The 24,552-nt window shown below is 32.0% G+C and carries 23 protein-coding genes; 6 read left to right on the top strand and 17 right to left on the bottom strand.

The features are described from left to right. Positions 1-71: 71 nt before the first annotated feature. The 11 genes from BUB70_RS04395 to BUB70_RS04345 form a co-directional block, all read right to left on the bottom strand. Positions 72-512, bottom strand: coding sequence for a heme-binding domain-containing protein (locus BUB70_RS04395; RefSeq protein WP_073118738.1), 441 nt, complete (start codon positions 510-512; stop codon positions 72-74). Positions 513-516: 4 nt separating this feature from the next. Beyond that, complete coding sequence (locus BUB70_RS04390) at positions 517-2,973, bottom strand: TonB-dependent receptor family protein (protein ID WP_073118736.1); 2,457 nt, start codon at positions 2,971-2,973, stop codon at positions 517-519. Then, positions 2,954-4,312, bottom strand: coding sequence for an HTTM domain-containing protein (locus BUB70_RS04385; RefSeq protein ID WP_073118734.1), 1,359 nt, complete (start codon positions 4,310-4,312; stop codon positions 2,954-2,956). Before BUB70_RS04385 ends, BUB70_RS04390 begins: the two co-directional genes overlap by 20 nt. 6 nt (positions 4,313-4,318) lie before the next feature. Next, entirely contained in the window at positions 4,319-5,485 is a 1,167-nt protein-coding gene (locus BUB70_RS04380; RefSeq protein WP_073118732.1) for an imelysin family protein, read from the bottom strand. A 93-nt stretch (positions 5,486-5,578) separates the two neighbouring features. Then, the gene (locus BUB70_RS04375) at positions 5,579-6,802 is read right to left on the bottom strand and encodes a DUF4856 domain-containing protein (RefSeq protein ID WP_073118730.1); all 1,224 of its coding nucleotides are present in this window, start codon (positions 6,800-6,802) and stop codon (positions 5,579-5,581) included. Positions 6,803-6,923: 121 nt separating this feature from the next. Next, positions 6,924-7,784, bottom strand: coding sequence for a hydroxymethylglutaryl-CoA lyase (locus tag BUB70_RS04370; RefSeq protein WP_073118727.1), 861 nt, complete (start codon positions 7,782-7,784; stop codon positions 6,924-6,926). Positions 7,785-7,841: 57 nt separating this feature from the next. Continuing rightward, the gene (locus BUB70_RS04365) at positions 7,842-8,345 is read right to left on the bottom strand and encodes a hypothetical protein (RefSeq protein ID WP_073118725.1); all 504 of its coding nucleotides are present in this window, start codon (positions 8,343-8,345) and stop codon (positions 7,842-7,844) included. 8 nt (positions 8,346-8,353) lie between these two features. After that, the gene (locus BUB70_RS04360) at positions 8,354-10,039 is read right to left on the bottom strand and encodes an ankyrin repeat domain-containing protein (protein WP_073118724.1); all 1,686 of its coding nucleotides are present in this window, start codon (positions 10,037-10,039) and stop codon (positions 8,354-8,356) included. A gap of 6 nt (positions 10,040-10,045) precedes the next feature. Beyond that, positions 10,046-10,996, bottom strand: a complete 951-nt coding sequence (locus BUB70_RS04355; protein WP_073118722.1) for a hypothetical protein — start codon at positions 10,994-10,996, stop codon at positions 10,046-10,048. A 17-nt stretch (positions 10,997-11,013) separates the two neighbouring features. Further along, positions 11,014-11,532 (bottom strand): hypothetical protein, encoded by a 519-nt coding sequence (locus BUB70_RS04350; RefSeq protein WP_073118720.1) that lies wholly within the window; start codon positions 11,530-11,532, stop codon positions 11,014-11,016. 70 nt (positions 11,533-11,602) lie between these two features. Next, entirely contained in the window at positions 11,603-12,373 is a 771-nt protein-coding gene (locus BUB70_RS04345; RefSeq protein WP_073118718.1) for a LuxR C-terminal-related transcriptional regulator, read from the bottom strand. 99 nt (positions 12,374-12,472) lie between these two features. Here BUB70_RS04345 and BUB70_RS04340 point away from each other — a divergent pair, with 99 nt between their 5' ends. From BUB70_RS04340 to mnmE, 3 genes are read left to right on the top strand one after another with little or no spacing between them, the layout of a single operon-like run. Beyond that, positions 12,473-13,972 carry a bifunctional ADP-dependent NAD(P)H-hydrate dehydratase/NAD(P)H-hydrate epimerase gene (locus BUB70_RS04340; protein ID WP_073118716.1) on the top strand — a complete coding sequence of 500 codons (1,500 nt, stop codon included), beginning with the start codon at positions 12,473-12,475 and terminating at the stop codon, positions 13,970-13,972. Between the two features lie 39 nt (positions 13,973-14,011). Further along, positions 14,012-15,028, top strand: a complete 1,017-nt coding sequence (locus BUB70_RS04335; protein WP_073118714.1) for an aldo/keto reductase — start codon at positions 14,012-14,014, stop codon at positions 15,026-15,028. A gap of 44 nt (positions 15,029-15,072) precedes the next feature. Beyond that, positions 15,073-16,464, top strand: a complete 1,392-nt coding sequence (gene mnmE / locus BUB70_RS04330) for a tRNA uridine-5-carboxymethylaminomethyl(34) synthesis GTPase MnmE (protein WP_073118712.1) — start codon at positions 15,073-15,075, stop codon at positions 16,462-16,464. 293 nt (positions 16,465-16,757) lie between these two features. Here mnmE and BUB70_RS04325 read toward each other — a convergent pair whose 3' ends face one another. After that, complete coding sequence (locus BUB70_RS04325) at positions 16,758-17,138, bottom strand: HU family DNA-binding protein (RefSeq protein WP_073118710.1); 381 nt, start codon at positions 17,136-17,138, stop codon at positions 16,758-16,760. A gap of 396 nt (positions 17,139-17,534) precedes the next feature. Between BUB70_RS04325 and BUB70_RS04320 the strand changes: the two genes are divergently transcribed. Further along, positions 17,535-19,076 carry a glycoside hydrolase family 28 protein gene (locus tag BUB70_RS04320; protein WP_073118708.1) on the top strand — a complete coding sequence of 514 codons (1,542 nt, stop codon included), beginning with the start codon at positions 17,535-17,537 and terminating at the stop codon, positions 19,074-19,076. Between the two features lie 3 nt (positions 19,077-19,079). Here the strand turns inward: BUB70_RS04320 and BUB70_RS04315 are convergent, their stop codons facing one another. The 3 genes from BUB70_RS04315 to BUB70_RS04305 form a co-directional block, all read right to left on the bottom strand. After that, entirely contained in the window at positions 19,080-19,754 is a 675-nt protein-coding gene (locus BUB70_RS04315) for a class I SAM-dependent methyltransferase (protein WP_073118706.1), read from the bottom strand. A 79-nt stretch (positions 19,755-19,833) separates the two neighbouring features. Continuing rightward, entirely contained in the window at positions 19,834-20,808 is a 975-nt protein-coding gene (locus BUB70_RS04310) for a DMT family transporter (RefSeq protein ID WP_073118704.1), read from the bottom strand. Between the two features lie 60 nt (positions 20,809-20,868). Continuing rightward, complete coding sequence (locus tag BUB70_RS04305; protein WP_073118702.1) at positions 20,869-21,720, bottom strand: helix-turn-helix transcriptional regulator; 852 nt, start codon at positions 21,718-21,720, stop codon at positions 20,869-20,871. A gap of 250 nt (positions 21,721-21,970) precedes the next feature. Between BUB70_RS04305 and BUB70_RS04300 the strand changes: the two genes are divergently transcribed. Together BUB70_RS04300 and BUB70_RS04295 are read left to right on the top strand one after the other, a co-directional pair. Beyond that, complete coding sequence (locus BUB70_RS04300; RefSeq protein ID WP_073118700.1) at positions 21,971-22,852, top strand: pirin family protein; 882 nt, start codon at positions 21,971-21,973, stop codon at positions 22,850-22,852. 23 nt (positions 22,853-22,875) lie between these two features. Continuing rightward, positions 22,876-23,271, top strand: coding sequence for an OsmC family protein (locus BUB70_RS04295; protein ID WP_073118698.1), 396 nt, complete (start codon positions 22,876-22,878; stop codon positions 23,269-23,271). 6 nt (positions 23,272-23,277) lie between these two features. On the opposite strand, the gene BUB70_RS04290 is transcribed toward BUB70_RS04295, so the two are convergent. Together BUB70_RS04290 and BUB70_RS04285 are read right to left on the bottom strand one after the other, a co-directional pair. After that, positions 23,278-24,255 carry a permease gene (locus tag BUB70_RS04290; protein ID WP_073118696.1) on the bottom strand — a complete coding sequence of 326 codons (978 nt, stop codon included), beginning with the start codon at positions 24,253-24,255 and terminating at the stop codon, positions 23,278-23,280. Positions 24,256-24,271: 16 nt separating this feature from the next. Next, positions 24,272-24,511, bottom strand: a complete 240-nt coding sequence (locus tag BUB70_RS04285) for a thioredoxin family protein (RefSeq protein WP_073118694.1) — start codon at positions 24,509-24,511, stop codon at positions 24,272-24,274. Between the last annotated feature and the right edge of the window lie 41 nt (positions 24,512-24,552).

Below are 24,552 nucleotides of genomic sequence, written 5' to 3'. Positions count from 1 at the left end.
AATACTATAAAAAAAGAAAAGGTAATAGAATTGTTTCCTATTACCTTTTATATGAATTTGTTATGGTGAATTTAATAAGAGTTCATCGCTTTTTTAGCCCAAGCTATCAATACTTCTTTTTCTAACTCCGTAATATCACCGTGAAGATTTTCATAAGAATCTAAAGGCATTTTTCCTTCTTCAACTTCTTCAATCAATTCGTCTAATTTATGTTTTTTTCTTTTGGTATTATAATTTGCCCAATCAGAAAAATTCAAATGCTCTTTTCCTTCTTCAACATGATGATTGATCCAATAAGAAACAGGAGCAACATTGGCATACCAAGGATATTCTGTTTTATTGCTATGACAATCATAACATTTAGCACTTAGTATATTACTAACTTCTTTGCTAGGGGTTGTTTCTGTAATAAATACTTCTAATTCTCTAGTAGGTGCTTCATTTTTTTCTCTTCCAAAAAACTGTGCAATTACAAAAACAACGGCAACAGCTATCAATATTTTTTTGATCATTTTTTTAAATTTTAATTTCTAAGGTAACATAGTAATACCTTGGTTCTGCAGGAATAATTCCTGGTCCAGGATAACCAGTAGCTCTTCTGGTAAAATAACTATTATCTAATAAATTGTTAATTCCACCCTCTAATTTAAAATTTTTATTGAATTTATAAGATAAGGATACATCTAAAATATCATAAGACGGAATCGCTCCGATGGTGTTAGTATCGTTGTTTGGATTGTAAGCAGAATTGGTAACATCTGTATATTGTTCACTAATATAAGTATATTGTACACTCGTCAATAAGTTTTTCCACCCAAAACTTGCTCCCGTTTTTAAATTCATAAAAGGGATAAATTCAACCTCATTCCCAGCAACATTGGCATCTTCCGATTCTAAATACACCGATTTAGTAAGTGCTATATTGCTATATATATCAAAAATTAAATCATCATTTTCTTTAAAATACGTTTCTTTAATATTCCATTGTAATAAAGACTCCAATCCATAAATAAAGGCTGTCCCAATATTTTTACGAACCCATTGCGCTCTATTATTCAACACTTGCCCTATTCTATTTCCATAGACCAATGTAAAAGCACTCACATCATAAGAAAAAGTTTTTTTTGACTTTCCTCTAACTCCTAAATCTGCAGTAAATCCGGTTTCATCTGTAATATTTGGATCAATGATAAATGTTGGATTTACGGTTCTAATATCAGAAAAAGTTACAGAACGATAGTTTTGAGATGCATTGGCATATAATTCAAAAGAGCTTTTAGGTTTGTAGCTCAAGCCTAGTCCTAGTAATACAAAGTTTCTTACAAAAAGATTGTTGTCGTCTTCAGAATAACTTTGAGCTCCATTTCCAGCGTAATCATATACATAATAGGTTCCTTCGGATTGTGTTTTAATATGCTCAAATCTAAATCCTGGAGTGATACTAAAATGTTTATTGATGTTAAAAATATGTTCTCCAAACAATGAAGTATTAAAGTTTGGATACTTAAACTCATTTTGATTTGGATATTGTTCTGCACTTTCATCAAAAGAAAAATCAGCATCTATACCTTTGCTTCCTGCTCCTTGTCTTTGTGAATTGCTTGCCTTGTATAGCTTACCTCCTAACAGATAATAATTTCTAGTCTTTCCAAATTTATAACTAGATAAAAATCGTATTTCTGAACCATAATTTCTAAAGTCCCCTACAATTAAGTCTCTATAAAAAGTATAAGTTCCATCGCTATTTTGCTCATCCCCATCTACATTGAATAAATTAGGTTTTTGTATTGTAGGATTTCCTCTAAACCCAACTGCTTTTCTATAGGCATCTAAAGCAAAAACACTAACGGTTAGTTTTGAAATGTCTGTTAATTGATGCTCTAGTTTTAAATTGTATAATTTCCAATCTACTCCAAACCAATTACGCTTTAAATAACTTTGTGATGGGTCTTCTAAAAATTGCACATCAGACAAACCTCCTGGTTGATGCGCTAAATAATTAAAAGAAGACAATTCAAATGATAATTTTGTATCGTCAGAAAAATCATATCCTAAATGAGTAAAGAAATTATTGGATTTATAGTCCGAATTAGGTCTAAATCCATCTCCTTTTTTACCATTGTAATAAGTGTAATAATTGAACTTACCAAGTGTTCCGCTTAAAGAAGTAAAGTTTGTATAAGTGTTAAAAGAACCAACGGTGTTACGTGTAACAAATAAAACAGTTTTTTTGGAAGGTTGTTTGGTTATAAAATTAATTAAACCTCCAAATTGAGTTCCATACTGTAGAGAAGCCGCTCCACGAATCACTTGAATGCGTTCCAAAGCTTCTGTGGGTGGCGTGTAATAACTTTCAGGGTATCCCAACACATCAGCACTAATGTCGTAATCATTTTGTCTAGTATTAAAATTAGCAGTTCTGTTAGGATCTAATCCCCTACCACCTATGTTTAATTGTAAACCTCCATCATTGCTATCATATATATTAAGTCCCGCTACTTTTGCGAAAATTTGTCTAGGATTGTTACTGGCTTTGTTTCCAACCACCAAATCTAAATTAATAACCTCTGTTTTTTTACCCGCGTAAATATGCGTTCCTTCAACAGGTTTTAGTGTTGTTAAACCGTAATTCTCTCTCTTTTTTGTGTTTAAAACAACTGCTGATAATTCTTGCTGTAAAGGAGTTAAATAAAGAGTAATATTTTCGTTTTGTATAAACGAGTATTTCTTTTTTAAAACTTCGTATCCAAAATAAAAAAAAGTAAGTTCTTTTGTTTGATGATCTAACTCAGCCTCTAGAATTCCCTTTTGATTGGTAATTCCTATATAAGCAGTTTTTCCTGCAACTACTTGAACTCCTACTAAAGGTTGTTGCGTATTCTTGTCTAATATTTTAAAGGTGATTTGATAAGCAAAACCTGCTTGAAACAAAAACAACATTACTACAAATAACCTAAAATCCTTTAATTTCATCATTTAAGGGTAAAATCCATGTTTTGTTATGAAAACCTTCTTCTTGTTTATATAAATCAACTTTTGGATCTATAAATAATTGATTCAATCGTCCATTTAATGCCACATAACTTTCTACAAAAACTTGTATGTTTTGATGTCCTTGACTCTTGAAATGATCTCCTAACAAATGTGCATATTCCAAAATAAAATCTGGTTGAAAACTCATTTGTTTGATTTGAAAAGAAGTTAAAAAGTCTGAATTTTTAACATGAAACTGTTTACCAGACACACTATCTTTTACAATAAAATTAGTGTAACCTACCTTTTCCATTAACATCACTCTCCAAGAAAAACGAAACCCTTGTTCTGTCCAAAACAACTCACCAGGGTAACACAAATTTCTGAAGGGCAAAAATAGTTGAATTACAATAAATAGACTAATTATAAATAAGATATTTTTTATACGTTTAAACGAGTATAGTTCAACAGTTGTATTTGAGTCTAAATCATTTATTTTGAATGCTTTTTTAAGTCCCAAAAGGAACTTTTCATGCAAAGAACTATCAAAGAAAACAAGGGTTAAACAAATCATGATATAAGGAAACATACCAATATCAAACAAGATTCTTGTAAACACATGAAAAACCACAACAGCCACAAAAGCAAAAGGTCTGGTTTTACGAATCAATAATAAAAAAGGAATACTTAAATCATACAACATTCCACTCCAACTCATCGTGTAATGAAACCATGATTGATTCATAAAAGAACCAATGATTGGCATATCTGTTTTGGTAGAAAGCCATATTTTTAAAGGTTGTGCTCTTAATAGCCAATCGGAATTTAATTTGGCCAATCCTGCATAAAAATATACGATTCCTAAAATAAGTTTTATGCTATCAACGGTCCAACTTGGAACATACTTATAATCAATTCCTTTATTTTTTGCGTCTATAGAAAAAGTAGCATGTAGAGGTAAAAAAATTAATAAAAAACTCATCACACTTACAAAGTAATAGTGATTTAAATAAGTGGTTTTGTCTATCAATTCTATATAAGTGAATGATAAAAAAAACAAAATCATGAAAATTCTATACTTGTACCCTACTATAATTCCCACACAAGCCATCATGGCTACAGCAAACAAACCATAGGTATAAATTCCTAAAGTTTTTACCCAACCAAAACCATAATAGGTAAAATGCCATTTGGGTAAAATATAAAATTTTGCTACCCAATCCATAGCGACAAAACGGATGAGACTACCTAGCATTAAAACACCAAATAGTACACGAAAAGCAGCTAAGGTAGCTGCTTTTGTTTTATGATGTAATATGTAATTTCTTAAGGTTGTCATGATTGCTTAATCACCATCAGCATCAACGTAGTCAATCCTAACGTTTAAGGCTTGAAAAGTATTGGTTTTAATCAACACAACAAATTCTTGAATTACATTAAATGTTGTGAATAGTTTTGTGTTATCTGTGTTAATTTGTGTTACAAAATTATCATCTAAATCCTGAGTTACAGCTTCAATATCTGCAAACTTTGTGTCAATATAGTCAGCTATTTTATAGTCTTTCTTATCTGAAGTATTAAAAAATTCGGCATTTAAATATTTTAAATAAGCATCAATACTAGTTCCAGTCTTGGTTCCATCATAAGAAATTCCATAATATAAATTTTTCACAGCTTTATAAGCCTCATCAAACAAAGCCTTTGAATGGTCTGCACTGTAATAAGATTCAACAGCCAATTCATTTTTAAATTCATTTCCACTTCTTTTCCCCGAAGGTGTTGCTATTTTAGACTCTCTAAATCCTTGTTCTACATAATTGATATAATCATTTAACATCAAATCAAAAGAAGCAGTTGCAGAAGAACCATTGTTTGCAATGATAGCACTTGCATTATTATTCCAATAACTCACCACGTTATTAGTTAAGGAAACCATTCTATCTACCACTTTTGTTAAATAAACTTTGTAGTTTTCTTTTTTTGGATCTGTGGTGTATTTAGTTAAAGCTACTCCATTTATTAAATAATCGATAGCAGGAAACCCTTGTTCATCTATCGCATTAGATCTATCTAGTTCGATATTACTAGCATCACCATTTTCTAAATGATCTATTAAGGTAGCATCATCCTCATTAGAATTACCAATACTTGTCTCATTGTCGATAGGATAAGTATTCATAAATAGTCTATAAGAAGCTTTTTCTGAGCTATTTCTATGTAAATCAAACATGGCTACGTGCTGCCAAACTAATTGAGCTTGAAACAACGCATCTTGTAATTCCGTTAAAGTAGCTGTGTTTGGATTGGCTGTAAAGTTTTGTTCTTTACTTTTTAAATCCGTTAACTTTATTTTAAAATCTTCATAAGCAGGCAATACAATATTTTGTACCCAATTAGACAAAATTAACGATCTATTAAAATTATCTTTTTCAATGGTGACATTTCCGTTATTTTCTTTAACACAAGAAATTAAAAGTGAAGATGTTATGATTAATAAAATTAGTTTTTTCATTTTTAGTTTTTTCTAAATGAGGTGCAAAAATACAGAAATTGAGGCATACAAAAAGTAGTATACCTCAATATTATCTCTTATTAATATTTGTTTTTATTGAATAACATCTGCTACGGTAAAATCGTAGTTTGCGACAATATCAGCAGAAACTTCATCCAATACTTGAGCTGTTACGTCATAAAATCCATTTCCACCATATAGTTTAGCAATCAATGCTTTTACTTCAGCATTCGTGAAATAAGGCTCGTTAGTTGCAGGGTTATAGGTAAATTGTAATGAATAAATAAATCCGTAAGCCTCAGATAATGCATGAAAAGCGTCTCTTTTATCCGCTGAAGAATCTGCTATAGTTCCTTTAGCTTTTTGTAAGTAATAAATTCCTCTGGCTGCAGGAATTTTAGAAATTTGATATCTAATTAATTTAACAGCAGCATCTCTAACATCATATTGTTTTGCTTCAATTGCAGCTCTACCAATAACAAAAGCTTTGAATACAATTTCTGGAGTGTTTGCAAAATATTGTTGCCCTTGAATTTCTTCTAAATAATGTCCTAATAATTTGTCTGCACCATCTAAACCATATACATATCCATAAGCTTCATCCCAGTGATGCTCCATAGTTGTATAATTTTTTCCATCAACCAACACATCAGCATCATTATCATTTCTATAAGCATTTGATGAATCATAGTTATCATCTAATCTATTGAAATAATGGTTCAAAGATTGATCTATTGTTAAAGCCCCAATTAATCCTTTGAAAAAAGCTTGATCATACTCTAATCCTTTTTCATTAAAATATCTCGTTCTTGTTCCACTAACAAATGTACCTGCAACTCCCTGGCTCGCTTCATTTTGACTTTCTAATACAGCTATTTGATTTGTTAAATAACCATCAAAATCAGCTTTAATCTCATCACTTAAAGTTAAGTTTGTTTGAAACAAACCTACTGAGGCAGCTACTTTACTTCTCACGTTTTTACTTCCGTTTAAAGAAGCATCAGTAAATCCAGTTGCCTGATTAAATCTATTGCTAAAATCTTCTTGCGTTGGAATTGGATTTGTACTTTTTAACAAACCCCCAATTTCATTTACCTGAGACAACCTAGTCGTTTGCCCAGAAAAATCAATAGTTGTAGTTTGATTTCTATTAAATACATAATCTGTAGGAACCGTTAATTCACTAACATCAATATCAGATAAATCTTTAGGGAATTCAATAGGATCTGTAATATTTTTCACTTCATCTTTACTACAAGATGTAAACATAATTCCTTTTGCTGCAATCGCTACTAATGTTAATTTTGTAATTCTCATTTTTATTTAGACTTGTTATGGTTTGTGTTTTTTGCTTTGCAAATATACAGACCAATTCTAAATAAACAAACGTTATTTTAATTTATTATAAATAAATTTACATAGATTTAATAATAGTCAATTAAAAAACTTGTAACCCAACATTATAGGCACTCTCAAAACGTAAAGAATTTACTCCAGTATATACTTGTTGCTGGGTAAAGTAAGACAACATTTTTTCAGTAGGCATGTTTCCTGTTAAAGCATCAGTAGCCATTGGGCAACCACCATATCCTTTAATAGCTCCATCAAAACGAAGACAACCACTTTTATAAGCAGCCTCTATTTTTTCATGCCATTTGTTTGGAGTCGTATGTAAATGTGCCCCAAATTCAACCTTTGGGTAGGCAGGAATTAAATGAGCATATAAATACCTAATCACTTCTGGTGTTGAAGATCCAACCGTGTCAGACAAAGACAGAATATTTACCCCAATAGCAGATAATTTTTCTACCCACTTCCCTACTATTTCTACATTCCAAGGATCTCCATAAGGATTCCCAAAGCCCATAGATAAATAAGTCACTACTTGTTTGTTGTGTTTTTGAGCAATCTCCATAATTTGTTGTAATTCCATAAAACTCTCCTCAATGGTTTTGTTGGTATTACGAACTTGAAAAATTTCGGAAATAGAAAAAGGATATCCTAAATAGGTGATTTCTTCAAAAGCACAAGCATCCGTAGCTCCACGAGCATTGGCCACAATAGCCAACAACTTACTTTTAGTGTTAGATAAGTCAAGTTTATTTAATACTTGAGCAGTATCAGCCATTTGAGGAATGGCTTTAGGAGAAACAAAACTCCCAAAATCCACCGTGTCAAAACCACATTGTAAAATGGCATTGATATATTTAGCTTTTAAATCAGTAGATATAAATTCCTTGATTCCTTGCATGGCATCTCTGGGACATTCAATCAACTTTACCTCTTTTTGACTTATCATAGAGTCAAATATACTAACAATCTTAGAAATTCTTAACCAACTATACCAAATGAAATATTAATTATTCAGCTTGTTATATTTTTCTATTAATTCATTTTTATCTAAAATTGTTTTTACATACGGTTTTAAATCAACATTGTAGTTTGTTTTTTTAAACTCATACATAGCTCCTGTTATTGGATCTGTAATGAGCATCCCATAAAGCAAACCACCAGAAGCCATGTAAAACAATTCTAACCCCATTGCACCATCTGACCATTTTCCCCAATAAAAATCATCAATTTGACTGTCTACAGTAAAATATTGAGTCATAAATCTATTTTTCTCTACTCTTAAATGATATTTTGCTTTTTGGAAATATCCTGCAGATGATTTTAGCTGAAAACTGTTTTCTTGAGCTAATGTTTTGGTCTCAGCAATTTTTATGTTCTTTTTATTATATACGGTAACTTTTACAGGTTCATTACTTTTAATAGTTACCGGATAAACACTTTTAGAATTTATTGTGGCACAACTACTTAAAATAATTAAACTTAAAATTGAGTAAAAAACATTTTTCATAATTTCTTTTATTTTAGTTTGGCAAGTTGTCCTTTATTATCTTTTATGGTTTTATCAGCATTGTAATTTAATAAAGTCATATACATAGATAAATCATTATTTTTACCTGCATAATGTAGTGGTGTATATCCCATATTGTTTTGAGTATTTACATTTACATTTTTGGTTTCTAAAATTTTTTCAGCTATGTATACCATATTAGGATGGTTTGCTAAAGCACAATAATGCAAAAGAGTCATACCTCTTTCATCCTTAATGTTTAGGTCTAAATTTAAGTTACTTAAATTATTTAAAACTTCATCTGGTCCATAAATAGCTATGGCAGATATAAAATTAAATCCATCATCATCTAATATATTTTTTTCAAAACCTTGTAAAGCTAAGTTGTTTAATAAAGAAAGATCGTCGTTTTTTATAGCGATATGATATAAGCTATTTCCATTAACTTTTATTATTTTATTTTTTATTTTAGATAAAAAATAACTCGTTATTTCATTTGATTCTTTTTCTTTTTGACCATTTACAAGAGTACTAACATAGAAATCCTCTGGAAATTCATAAAACTCATTTCCTTTTTTAACTAAGTTTAATTTTCCTAAAGTGTAACCTGCATTAATTAAATAATATGCATATTTAGTTTTTAGTACTTGATTGCTTAGTACTTTTTGATCTAAATATTTTGTTAAAGCTCCATTGTCTAACAACAAATTAAAAATAACATGATTATCATTAAAAAAAGCAATCTCTAAGGCATCTTTAATTTTTATATCCTTAACAAATTCACTTGGTTCATTTTTTATAATATAATCTACAATGTTGTTATTATTGTTAATTGTGGCTTGCAAAAAATAGTCAAATTTATATTTTGAATACAACTCTGTTTTTTGTTTTGCTAAGATAGCAAAGACAGCGGCATTGTTTAATTTTATGGCTGTTTGTATAGGACTGTATAATTTATCACTAGGATATAATTCATAGGTTGCCGCTCTTTCTAAAAAAACAATATCACTTACATTTACGGCTACTTTGTACTCTTGATTAAACTGATTTTCTATTTCTTTTTTAAGAGACTTATCGTTAAACTTATTACCTTTTAAATATTCAGCAATTAAAACATCTCTGTATTGTTCAATAATATCATTTCCATTAATAATAGCTCTGTAAATATAGGCTGATGCATTTTTTTTATCGGATTCAATAGCTTTGTTTACGTACATTTTAGCAGATTCAAAAAAACGTTCATCATTATACTTACCATAAAACTTAAATTTTCTTTTAGAAATTTTTAAATAATCATCCGATGTTACTTCCTTTTCAATAACTCTAGCTGCAACTGGTTGTTTACATAATGAAGAAGGTGTAGACCATGAGGAACTTTTGTAAGAAAAATTATTATTTACTTCTTTAATTAAACATTGATAATATTGGTTTAAATCTATTGCATATTGTTCTACATTTTCATTGGGTGTATTGACAAGTGTGTTTATGCTTTCATTTAAACCATTGTTATAAGCTTCAATAATTTCTTCTTTAAAATTTAACATTTTTGTTCTTGCATTTCTTTCTGCTTGTTTTTTTTCCTTTTTAGCTTTGCTATTATCTGCAAGAGTCTTAAGCCCCATGAATCCAGCAGCAGCTATGTTTGTATGTAATTCTTCTTTCGTATTTGAAGACATAGAACTTACATAAGCCATCGTATTTTAAAATGTTTGATTGTTATTCTCTATTTTTTGATCTAATGAAGCTTTTATATTTTCTAAATTCAACAAAACTTCTTCAGGTGATTTTGCTGTTTGTATAGATGATAAATTAACTTTTATTTGTGTGTTCCTACTTAGCTGATCTTGTATAAAGTTTAAATTTCTAGCAGTATAATACTCATACCTTTGGGCACTTTCCATTTTTCTTTTCTGCTTTTGCTCAAATTGTTTAATTGATTTGTAAAATTTATCATTAGCATTGCTACTATTAGAACTTTGTGTTTTTGTTTGGGTATTGAATTTATATTGATTGTTTGTTGTTGAGTTCTTGTTCTTAGAAACCGATTTTTTTTGCGTTTCTATTTTCTCTTCCGATACTTGTTTTAGTTCGTTTTCTTGTGTTACCGTATTTTGTTGTTTATCAATATGCGTAGCAATTTTAGACAATGCTTCTAAATACCCCACTGATAATTGAGCATATTTAAAATTTAAATAAACTTTTTCTAGATTTTGTTTATTTTGTTTTAGGTCAAAATAATTTACTATTTGGTTTATATCATTCTTTTCAAAATATTTTATATCTAGTTGTCCTTGTTGCACACCTCTCATTACTATTTCAACCGCAACTTGTGTAGGCAAACGACCAATATCTAACCTACCATTAAAATCACATTGTATTTTTGAAATTGATATAGGAAAATTAAAAGCATCCATATTATCAGCTCTTTTGCCTTTATATTCAAACCATGTAATTTTAAAATCTACAATTCCAACTTTTGCATAAATATCACCTAAACCAGGTGCATTTACATAATATTTTATAATTGCCTCATATCCAAACTCTCCACCATTAGCCTGAGACTCCCCTATAATTTTTTGTGTAAAAGTTTCTGTTTTTTGTGCAAAAACAAAATGAGAACAGATGAAAAATAGTATAAAAATGTGTTTCATAAGTTTAGTTTTTAATTCTATTTCTTTTGTTTTTGTACAGGAGCATCACTAGAAAACACCAATTGTAGGTAGCTAGTAGTTTTATCAGCAGTCACCCAATCGTAGTAGGCAGAATGGTCGTAATATGCTAATTTTTTATCAGAACCAGACATTAAAATAATTTGATACCAAGTGTTGCCGTCTTTTAATTTAGTAATCGGCTTATTATCTTTAACAGCCATTGCCCAAGTTCCAGAAACCAAGGTGGTTTTCGGTTTTCTACCAGAATACCCGCTGTTATACCAGCGTGTTTTACAAGTCCCATCTGGATTTAATGTAATTTCAGTTTCTACACTCCATTGCATCCCAAATTTATTATAATCACTGTGTTTATAATAGTTACCACAAAATTCTTTGGGGTGGACTTCTATGTAATTAAAACGATCGTAAGATGTATTTTTAACTTCTTTAACTTTTGAAGGATTTACTTTAAATGAAACTTGAGAAAACGTTAATGCAGTAAATAACATTAAAGTAGTGATACATATATTTTTCATAATAGTTTAGTTTACTCTAAAATTAAACCTAAAGCCTATTATATCACAACCCTCAATATTGAGTATTTTTTTAAAACAACTGATGTGTTAAGCAATAATGCACCAATTCTTGCGTTGAACTAAAATTTAATTTTTTTAAAATACTTCTTCTATGTCCATCAACGGTATGTTGGCTGATAAATAGCTTTTCTCCAATTTCTTTACTGGTTTTGTTTAAAGCCAACAAACGAATTACATCTTGTTCCCTATTGCTTAACGATATAGACAATAATTTTTGTGAGTAATTTTTATAATAGATGGTTTCATATTCATTTTGGTCGTTTAGCTTTTTAATCACTCCAATAATGGGTTTTCTTTCTCCATTTCCGGTTACAGATCCATGAGAAATACCAATAATGGGTTTTCCTTGTTCATCAAAATAGGTCGGCGTTTGATGTTCAAAAATATTTACATATTCCCCTTTAGAATTTTTAACTCTTATATTCCATGTATAACACAATTTAGTACGGTCTTCTTCAGCTACTTGAGTCATGGTATATATCATCATATCCTCCAAGGCTCCCATCCAAAGGGGAATATCTTCAGGATGAAAATGAGAAAACCAATAAGACAAACCTTCTGTGGTCATTCTATTTCTATCCAATCCTAAAGCTACTTCAAAATTCTTACTCACAAATTCATAGGTTTGTTTAGAAGTATTGGTTACAATAAAAAAAGATTGTGTTGGGGGTAAATACTCATCTAATTCTCTTAATTTTTGAATGTGATGCTCTACCACAGTTCCTAAATATTCTTGATGGGTATCAAAAACTTCTTTAAATAGTTCAATTATTTTCTGCATTATAGTTTAGTTTACCTCTAAAAATAATAAAAAACTACACTTTGGCACGAAATTGATTATTAAAAAGAAATCCATAATTTTAAAATAAATACATGTCCTATGAAAATATTCAATGCTCCTCAAATAAAAGAGTTAGACATTTATACCCTTCAAGAACAAAAAATAACTTCGGCACAACTTATGGAACGTGCCGCAGATAAATGTGCAACATGGTTAAGGAATAAATATCCTATTCATACTCATTTTACTATTTTTTGTGGGTTGGGTAACAATGGTGGTGATGGTTTGGTGATTGCCAGAATCTTATTAGCACATCAATATAAAGTGACTGTTTATGTTGTAAAACACAGTCCTAATACAAGTCCTGATTTTGAAGAAAACTTAGCTTTGTTAAAAGATAGTATTACCATTAAAACCATTATTTCAGAAAAACACATCCCTCCTATTGAGGAACATTCTGTAATTATTGATGCGATGTTTGGAGCAGGAATCAACAGACCTATTGAAGGTGTTTGTAAAATATTGATTGATCAAATAAACACACTCAATAATCAAAAAGTAGCGATAGACATCCCTTCCGGATTGCCTTGCGAAGTGGCAGATTTCTCCAAAGAGAATACTATCTTAAAAGCCAATTATACTTTAACCTTTGAAGCTCCAAAACTTACTTTTTTATTACCCAAAACCGCACATTATGTAGGGAATTGGAAAATTTTATCCATCGGTTTGTCAGAAAATTATAAACAAACTATTGAGACTCAATACGAGTATATCCAATCAAAAGACATCTTAAAATTCACTGAAAAAAGAGCTTCCTTTTCTCACAAAGGTACTTTTGGACATGTAGAAATGATTGGTGGGAGTTATGGAAAAATGGGAGCCGTAGTTTTGGCAACCAAAGCGAGTTTAAGAATTGGAGCAGGTTTGGCTACTGCCTACACGCCTAATTGTGGGATGCAAATTTTGCAAACAAGTGTGCCAGAGGCTATGTGGACCGGTAATTTACCTTGTGAGCATTTTTTAGAAGGAAATTATATCAGCACTCATAAAACAGTGGGAATTGGACCAGGGTTAGGCATTCATCCTAAAACGCAAACTTTTTTACACTTGGTCATCAAAGCCACCAAAACGCCGATGGTGATTGATGCAGATGCTATTAATATTTTAGCCAAGAATAAAGAATGGTTAAATCAAATTCCAAAAAACAGTATTCTTACTCCACACCCTAAAGAGTTTGAACGTTTGGTAGGTTCTTTTACCAATGAAACTGAAAAGTTGCAAAAACTAAGAGCTTTTACAGCAACTTATCAATGCCTAGTGGTGCTCAAAGGAGCCCATACTGCTATTGCTGATGTAAACGGAACTATTTATTTTAACAGCACAGGAAACCCGGGCATGGCTACAGGTGGTAGCGGAGATGTATTAACAGGAATGATTGCCGGTTTGTTGGCTCAAAAATACACGCCCTTGCAAGCGGCTATTTTAGGGGTTTATTTACACGGATTGGCTGGCGATTTAACTATTAAAGAAATAGGAATGCCTTCTTTAATTGCTAGTGATTTGGTGAATTATATTGGTAAAGCAACCTTACATATGTAAAATTCCTTTTGTACATTAGTCAGCAAAATAAACAACAATATGAACATCAACGACAAATCTAATCCTACCACTTATATTCCAAATCCTGAAAGATATAATACTATGGCCTACAATCGTTGTGGAAACAGCGGTGTTTTATTACCTAAAATATCTTTGGGATTATGGCATAACTTTGGTTTTTACGATTCTTTTGAAAATGCAAGAAACATCTTAAAAAAAGCCTTTGATTTAGGAATTACACATTTAGATTTGGCAAACAATTATGGACCTCCATACGGAAGTGCCGAAGAAAATTTTGGTCGTATTCTAAAAAAAGATTTTGCCAATCATAGAGATGAGTTGTTTATTGCTTCTAAAGCAGGATACGATATGTGGCCTGGTCCTTATGGAAACAATGGTTCTAAAAAGTATTTAGTGGCTAGTTTAGACCAGAGTTTACAACGCATGGGCTTGGATTATGTAGATGTTTTTTATCACCACAGACCGGATGCTGAAACGCCTTTAGAAGAAACCATGCATGCCTTAAGCTTAATGGTAAAACAAGGAAAAGCTTTGTATATTGGTTTGTCTCGTTACAGTCCAGAAGAAACCATCAAAGCTCAAAAAATATTAAAAGACTTAGGAACTCCTGTTCTTATTCACCAATCTAAATACTCTATGTTAGAGCGTTCTGTAGAAACTGAATTGCTCCCTACTTTGTTAGATGAAAAAATAGGATCAATTGTTTTTTCTCCATTAGCGCAAGGATTGTTAACAGATAAATATTTAAAAGGAATTCCAGAAAACTCTAGGGCTTCTAAGAATAATACTTATTTAACTGCTGATGAAATTCCTAAAACCATCGATAAAATTCAACAACTGAATGAAATTGCTTTACAGCGAGGACAAAAATTATCACAAATGGCGGTGGCTTGGATTTTAACACAACCTGCCATTACTACAGTGTTGGTAGGTGCTAGTAGTCCAAACCAATTGGCAGAAAATGTATTGGCATTAAACAATACTGATTTTTCTCAGGAAGAATTACAGTCCATCAATCGTATTTTGAATAGTTAAGAAAACGCTACGTGATTCTCTATAAAAACACGTAATTTTGCCACATGATTTTAAAAGATACTATTGTTGCTTTAGCCACTGCTTCTGGTGTAGGAGCCATTGCTGTGATTCGTTTGTCTGGACCAGATGCCATTACCATTGCGAATGATTGTTTTACCTCTATCAAGGAAAATAAGTCTTTGTTAGACCAAAAATCGCATACCTTACATTTGGGGCACTTTATGGATAACAATAGAGTGATTGACCAAGTATTGGTCTCTGTGTTTAAAAACCCTCATTCCTACACAGGAGAAGATACCATTGAAATCTCTTGTCATGGTTCTTTATACATTCAGCAAGAAATTATACAAATCCTACTGCAAAAAGGAGCTAGAATGGCCGATGCCGGTGAGTTTACACTACGTGCTTTTATCAACGGGAAATTAGACTTGTCTCAAGCAGAAGCCGTGGCAGATTTGATTTCTTCTGACTCTGAAGCTTCTCATCAAGTAGCCATGCAACAAATGCGTGGTGGTTTTTCTAATGAAATTCAGAACTTACGTGATCAATTAATCAACTTTGCTTCTTTGATTGAATTAGAATTAGATTTTGCCGAAGAAGATGTGGAATTTGCCGATAGAACTGAGTTCAAAAAATTAGTGGCTAGAATTCAGCTGGTTTTAAAAAGATTGATTGATTCTTTTGCCGTTGGAAATGTGATTAAAAACGGAATTCCAGTAGCCATTGTAGGAGAACCCAATGTGGGGAAATCTACCCTATTAAACGCTTTGTTAAACGAAGAACGTGCCATTGTTTCAGATATTGCAGGAACTACTCGTGACACCATTGAAGATGAAATCATTATAGATGGGGTTGCTTACCGTTTTATTGATACAGCAGGAATTAGAGAAACCAAAGATGTGGTAGAAAGCATTGGTATTCAGAAAACCTTTGAAAAAATAGCTCAAGCACAAGTGGTTATTTATTTGTTTGATTTGAATGGCATCCAATATCAAGTCTCAACTATTAAGACCGAATTGGCTTCTATTAAAAATAAGTTCCCTCAAAAACAATTGATTGTGATTGGTAACAAAGCCGATACCATTTCAGATGAAAACATCTTGGCTTTAAAAGAAGAAATTCCAGAACTAATTGCCATTTCTGCAAAGTCTAAAACTGGGATAGAAATTTTAACTAATGAGTTGATTAAAATGGTGAATATTGGAGCTTTAAATAATAGTGATACCATTGTGACCAACTCACGTCATTATGATGCGTTACTAAAGGCTTTAAATGAAATTAACAAAGTAGATGAAGCCATATTAAACAATGTGTCTAGCGATTTAATGGCCATTGACATTCGTGAAACGTTATACTATTTTGGACTCATCACCGGTGAAGTCACCAACGATGATTTACTAGGGAATATTTTTGCTAATTTCTGTATCGGCAAGTAGCTTCGAGAGCCTCAGCTACCTTTATTATTGTGGTTGTATTTAAATAAACTCAATAACCAAAACACTCTAAAATCTGTGACTGAGGCTCTCGAAGTCACCGTGGAATAATCCTACTAAAACGTTCCTCTTACATAAGAGCAACGTTTCGGTTGACTAAGAGAAACGTTTCAGTTGAACAAAAGCACCGTTCCTTTTGTGGAACTGAAAAGGTGCAGTTTTTATAAAAAACAAAAAATCCCCGACAGGTATTACTGTCAGGGACATTAAAAACTTCTGTTTTTCTAAAAAGAAAGCTAAGAAGACACTTTAAACTTTAAGTTTTTTAGCATTTTTCTCAAACCTGCATCAGGTCTAAAATTTACATGGGCTTTTTTAATGGCATTTGCTGTTAAATCTTTCTCGGTGCTAACTCCTGTTGAGTTTACTCCTATTTGAAAAGAACCTAATTTGTCTAGTTTCACAATATTGCCTTGTTCCAAGGCATCAATCATATTGTGTACTAAAGACAAAGTAACAGCATAACAATCAGCCTCTCTTACGGTGCTTTGGTTAGCAATTAAAAAGGCCAACCGTTCCAAATCTACCGTTCCAGTAGCTACAGCATGCGCATAATACTTTCTTTCCGCGGTTAAGTCTAGCGGATTCACTTTTTGTATAGGTTTTACCTGAATCATACAATTAAAATTTTAAAATGATACTCTAACGAGCAACCTACACACTGTGCGTAGATACTTCCTAAATTAACAGCTATACAAAATCTACCATAACATTCAAAACTATAGTTTTCAACAGTTTAAACCTGTTTAGTTTAAGTTTTTTTGAGCTTGTTTGAGGTCTCTAAAAATTTAAAAAAATTACGATTGATTTGTTTTGTAATCGTTTGAGGTACTGAAAAGTAAAGCCCAATACTTCATGTTGATAACTTTTTTATAGAGGGTGGTAAATTCAACGTCAAATGGAAGAGAAACTATGTCTAAATGTAAACTTTTTACAAAATAAACCACTGAACAAAATTATAGTGTCTACTTTCATAAAATGCTATTTTTACAAATTGAACACTACATGAAGTTATGAGATTCTTAACATCCCTAATTAGTATATTATTTGTTTTAAGTTGTAAAAACAATCCAACGATAGGTCCAAATAAAAGTTTGTTAAAAACCATTCCAACCAAAGAACAAGTTGGATATTTGGTCATGCCTGAAAACATTGCTCCAGTGTCAGCTCCTTTTGACATGCCTGTTTTCAAAAAGCCTAACTTTCCTAACAGAGATAAAAACTTAAACAAAGCTTTAGAAGGAAAACAAGAGATCTTAATCACAAACATTATCCAAAATGCCATTGATGAACTTTCTAAGCAAGGAGGAGGAAAAGTCATCATTCCCCAAGGAAATTGGAAAACCGGACGTATTGTTTTAAAAAGCAACGTGAATTTACACATTTCTGAAAATGCTGTATTACAGTTTAGCACAAACGTAAAAGATTATCAACCTGCTGTTTTTACTCGTATAGAAAGTTTAGAAGTGATGTCTTTAGCGGCTTGTATTTATGCAAACGGACAAGAAAACATAGCCATCACAGGAAAAGGGAAGTTAATAGGGCCTTATGCTGGAGAAATCAAAGAACGTTCTTATTTAGAGCCTATTGAAACCTTGGTAGATCTCTCTAAACCATCCTCAGAACGCATCCACGATGGATCAAAAGAAAGTTGGATCTTTCCTCCAAAGTTCATTTCTCCAATCAACTGTAAAAATGTGTACATAGAAGGAGTTTCTTTAGAAAATACGGCTTTTTGGAACATTGTTCCTACCTATTGTGAAAATGTCATCATTCGTGGTGTATATGTCAATTCTTACGGAATTCCTCGCGGGGATGGAATTGATGTTGAATCTTCAAAAAATGTATTGATTGAATATTGTACGTTGAATACAGGGGATGATTGTTTTACCATGAAATCTGGTCGTGGTGAAGATGGATTAAAAGTCAATAAACCAACCGAAAATGTAGTGGTTCGTTATTGTTTGGCACAAAAAGGACATGGAGGAATTACTTGTGGTAGTGAAACTGCAGGAACTATTAGAAACTTATATGTTCACGATTGTGTGTTTGAAGGAACTGTTGTCGGAATTCGTTTTAAAACTCGTAGACCAAGAGGTGGTGGTGGAGAACATTTGTATTATGATAGAATTCGTATGAATTTAGAAGCCACAGCCATCAAATGGGATATGTTAGGAACACCTGCTTATGTAGGAGCATTGGCTGAAAGATTGCCTGCTAGAAAAGTAACCAACTTAACTCCTTTTTTTCGTGATATTTCCATCACGAATATCATCATAGAAAACAGCACGCATTTTTTAAAAATTTACGGAATTCCAGAATCACCAATGAAAAATTTGATCATCGATAATGTGGATGCTAAAGGGACGAATCTCATCACCATTCGTGATGCTGAAAATATTCAAATTAACAATGCTTATATCAAAACAAAAGATACCACGATGGAAGTTATGGGAAGTCAAAACATTCAATTTAACAACGTTCTTTTTGATGTCAATGGTACCGAGTTTAACAAACCTGATAAAGTATTGTTCAATAACTGTAAAATTCAATAAGCTTTAAAAAACCTTATATAAATAAGTGACGATCCTACCCTTTTTGGGAGATAACATTACAGAACAGAGTTCTTTTGTTTCTTTTACTTGAAAACAAAAAGGAGCTTTTAAAATATCCAAACCACTTTGTTTTTTTATCCTGATTCCTTGTCCAGAAATAATATCTTGATTAGGAATAAAATCTCCTACAGGGATATGTTCCGTTAAAATTATATATTTAAAATCCGTCAATTTATCTAAAATAGCTTGTACTTCTTTGTTAGATAAATGTTGTAATACTTGTCTAACAATAGCACAATCTCCTTTGGGTAACTCATCCACGGCAAGATCTAAACAATAAAAAGTTAAATTTTCTTCCTGATACTTTTGTTTGTTGTATTTTATTAGTGGAGCTACAATATCTACCGCCTTGTAATGTTTAGTATATTGTACAAAGTCTTTTCCTATATTAAAATCTCCACAACCAAAATCACAGACTGTAATAGGTGTTGGAAAAGAGTTTAAAAATGATATCACAGCTTGTTTATATGGCTCCACAATTTTTGATATATGAGAGCCATCTCCAGAATAAAACATTTCTTCTCCACTCCCCCACAATTTCATTTCATACACCTGCTCCATCGCTTTTTTTGTGGGCCAAGGTGTTTTATTTTTTCTAAGAGGATACTGCTCAGACATGATTGATTATTCTGTTTAAAGGACTCACAAAACTATTGTTTTATTTACAAATTTCACAAAACAGAGAACCCAATATATCCTAAACTTTTAATTGGAATATCCATTTTTTAGAACGTTTCCAATTATTGACCAAATGAATCAGAATTCCCACTGCAATCATCATCATTCCAACCTGACCATATATTCCAGGAATTGGGGCATTCATTAAAAACATCTCTCCAATCAAGGCAAATATAATTTCAAAAACCTGAGTCGCCTCTACCGCTGCTAATTGAATGGGAGATTGATGGATCATTTGTGTTGCTTTGTAAAAGGCGACCCCTCCCAAAAAACCAGAAAATATGGCTGAATAAAAAGACGACATGACTTGATTTTGACTAGGCAACCCCACCTCAACAAAACCAACAATACCAATAACAATCATCAAAGGAATACAACCAATACTCATTCCTAAAACTCTTTGAATGGCATTTAATTTAAACTCTTCTTCTTCACAAACCACCATTAATTTTCTATTTCCCAAGGGCCAAACTATGGCTCCAATCAGCACCAGAAAAAAACTCATCATAGCAGGTAAAAAAACATATAATTCGGTGAAGTTTTCAAATTGCATCACCAAAACCCCTAAAACAATCAACACAGATATCAAAAGTGATTTTTTAGGAATGAACTTTCTTTCATCTTTATATATAAAAGGAGAAAGTAACATTCCTGCCAATATATTTATCTGAAAAATAGCGGCAACCATCCATCCTGGAACCATTAAAGAAGCGACAGATAATGAAGTGTATAAAATTCCAAAACCAACAGTTCCCCACTTTACAAACACCCAGGGACTTTTTTTAAGTACTATTAATAGGGTTTTTAATTGCTTGGTAAAAAGCAGCACCAAAGCAAGTATTGGAATTAGAAATAACGTTCTAAGATTTGCGGTCCATGTCCAATGTCCTCCAGCTCCAGAAATAACGCTATTAATAATAAAAGTTGAGGATAAAAAAAAGGAGGCTATAACTCCCCATCCAAATGCTTTGATAAATTGTTTCTGTGCTTCCATACCAACAAAAATAAGGTACGGTAGCACTAAAGGAATGGTTCTTTTCGGGCAATCTATTGTTTAAACACGCCTCTTTTCTCTAAAGTTTAACGGGGTAATACCAGTGTGTTTTCTAAAAAACTTTCCAAAAAAGGCAGGATCATTAAATCCTAAGTCATAACTAATTTCCTTAATGGATTTCGAAGAGGTTTGAAGTTGAATTTTACTTTCGGTTAGCATCCTTTCTTGTAAAATTCCAAACAAAGTCATTCCTGTAGATTGTCTACATATTTTGTTCACCTTTTTAATATCCATATTCATGACCTCAGCATAAAAAGAACTTTGATGTTGATCTTTGTAATGTACATCTACCAAGTCTTTAATCAACAAAAACTGTTTTCTATTTATTGGGTTTAGTTGGTCTTTTGGATATTGCTGTATATGTGCCTTGTTAGCATGTAATAAAAACAAGGAAATATAATGTAACAAAACGTTGGCATCTTGTTTGGCATCAATTAATTCCGTTTGAATTTGCGTGACAATCAATAGAAATATCTTTTCTAAAGTATCATCTAAAACAATGTATGGATTAGAAGAAAATGAATTCAACAATCCTGACTCATTTTGCTGAGGATGGATTTGTAAAAACCTATTCAAAATTTCCTCTCCAAAAAGAATTAACCAACCCTCTCTATCAAAATTATCTATTTGATGAACTTGTCCAGTATTGATAAAAAAAAGCTTATCAGGAGAAATTTCATACTTTTTAAAATTGATGGTATGTTGTCCATTTCCTCCTAAGACCAATATCAATTCATAATGATCATGCCTGTGTGGAACGACCGATAGATCATCTAAATCCTTATGAAAGCGAATGACTTTTAAATACTCACCTTTTAATAATGTCTGAACAGGTATTTTGTTTTCTTTCATCAATAGCTTATTAGGTCTGTCTATTTTGCTCTTTTAGGGAAGTCACTTTTTATAGCAATGAGGTCTTGTAAATTTAAAAAATTCCTAATGGATTAAAGGTTTAATCTCTTCTTTTATTCTAATGTGTTAATCCTCCGTCACAAAAAGAGAAGTCATATTTTTGTTAATAATTCAGTAATCATGAAACAAATCCTAAGTTGATTTTATACCTTGTATTTACAAAATTATAGATGATTTAAAATAAAGAAACATGTCAAATACAAAATTAATTATTGAAGAACGTGCCGCCAACATAGGAAATTTTATGGTGGGACGTTTGCTCCCTTTTAGACAAAAAAGAATGGTGGGGCCTTTTATTTTTATAGATCATATGGGGCCTGTTTCTTTAAATGAAGAGGAAAATATGGATGTGGCCATGCATCCACATATCGGCTTGTCTACTTTGACTTTTTTATTTGAGAGAGCTATTGTACATAGAGATAGTATGGGATCAGAGGTAGAAATAACACCTGGGGCTGTGAACTGGATGACCTCGGGTAAAGGAGCAGTACATACCGAAAGAACACCAGAACGCTTAAGACATACTTCTAAAAAATTACATGGTTTACAAATTTGGGTAGCTTTGCCTATAGAAGATGAACTGTGCGAACCCTCTTTTACTCATATTGCTGCGGAAGAAATTCCTAGTTGGGAAGACCATGGCATACAATTTAAATTAATTGCTGGGAAAGCGTTTGGCAAAACCTCTCCGGTTCCTGTATATAGTTCCTTGTATTTTATTGAAATAAAAGCGAAAGAAACCCAATCTATTTCCATAGGAGAACATTTGTTTGGAGAAAGTGCTCTTTATATTTTAGAAGGGAGCATTACAAGTGATGGTTACACTTACGGATCAAAACAATTATTGGTCGCCAAAGAAGCAACCCTTTGTACTTTTGAAATAGCAGCCAATTCAACCGTTTATATTTTTGGTGGAGAACCATTTAAAGAAGAACGTTTTATTGAATGGAACTTTGTTGCTTCAGACAAGAACATCATTGAAAAAGCCAAACAAGATTGGGAAAACAATCAATTTCCTACCGTACCGAATGAAACCGTTAAAATTCCCTTGCCAAAACCAAGACACTTTTAATAAAACACTAAAAACAATATTAAATGAACACCGTATCTGCCTCTATAGGGACACAATTATATAAAACTGAAATCAAAACAAATAACCATCTTATTATTGCCGATGAACCAGAAAAGGTAGGTGGTCAAGATTTAGGGTTTACCCCTACAGAATTGTTAAATTCATCATTAGCTGCCTGTTCTGCCATTACCATTCGTATGTATGCAGAAAGAAAAGGTTGGGATGTACAGCACATTAATATAAATGTTAAACACAAAATAAATACGTCGTCTGAAACCATCACTTTTGAGAAAGAAATTGAAGTGATTGGAAATTTAGATGCAGCTCAAAAAAAACGTTTGGTAGAAATTGGAGAAAAATGTCCAGTTGAAAAAATGTTAAAAGGAGACATTAAAGTCGTATCGAGTTTAAAAGAATGATTTTTTTTATAAAATCAAATTAAACATATACCCAGAAATCATAATACAAATAGTAACGACTCCAAAAAAGATTGCAATCAATCTAAAAGTCATTACTTTTTTTAACAACATGGCTTCTGGTAAAGACAGTCCTACCACACCCATCATAAAAGCAATGGCTGTTCCTAAAGGAATTCCTTTATCAATTAAGACCTGAACAACTGGCAGAATTCCGGATGCATTGGTATACATGGGGACGGCTAAAATAGTCGCCATAGGAACAGCGAAAAGATTGTCTTTACCCATATAGTTTTCAAAAAAACCTTCGGGAATATAACCGTGCATCAACCCACCAACAGCAATTCCCACTAACAAATAGGGAATAATTCCTTTGATAATGCTTTTTACTTCTTTCCATATGGCTGGTAATCGTTTACTAATGGTTTGTTTTTCGGCAATAAAAGTATCTTGTTCTTTTTGCGCATTGGCCAAAACTTTTTGAACCCAAGGAGTTAAATAAGATTCGAGTTTTAATTGTTGGAGAATGATTCCAGAAATAGTTCCTAGCAACACACCACTGACCACATAAATAACGGTGGTTTTAAGACCAAATAATCCTATAAACAATCCAATAGCTACTTCATTCACCAATGGAGAAGTAATTAAAAAGGCTAAAGTAACGCCTAAGGGAATTCCACCTCTTACAAAACCAATAAACAAAGGAACTGAGGAACAAGAACAAAAAGGGATGACAATACCAAAAAGACTAGCCATCAAATATTCTAATCCATATAATTTATTTCTAGAAAGGTAATTTTTAACCTTGTCAATAGGAAAGTAACTATTGACGATTCCCATGAAAAAAATCACCACAAAAAGAAGAATTAAAATTTTAATAGCATCATAAATAAAAAAGTTCAACGCTTCTGACAAATGCTCACCTTTAGATAAGGACATTACATCATAAACCAACCAATTTGTAATATGTTGTAACCAATCAAACATTTTAACGGGATTTGTACTATGTGTTTAAAAGAGCCAATACTTCTTCTTTTGAAGGGACTCTCCCTTTAATGGTAATGATGTCATCAATCACCAAAGCCGGAGTGACCAATACATTAAATTCCATAATTTTCATCATATCCTCTACTTTCTCTATGGTGGCATCTACGTGATATTGAGTCACAACATCCGTCACCACTTTCATCATAGATTGACATTTTGAACATCCTGTTCCAAGTATTTTAATTGTTTTAGGCATCTTGTTTTTTTACCTAAAAGTACAACGCCTATTTGGTTTTA

Origin of the sequence: Wenyingzhuangia marina (assembly GCF_900130035.1) — a bacterium.
Taxonomy (GTDB): Bacteria; Bacteroidota; Bacteroidia; order Flavobacteriales; family Flavobacteriaceae; genus Wenyingzhuangia; species Wenyingzhuangia marina.
This window is presented reverse-complemented; position numbering and strand designations above follow the sequence as displayed.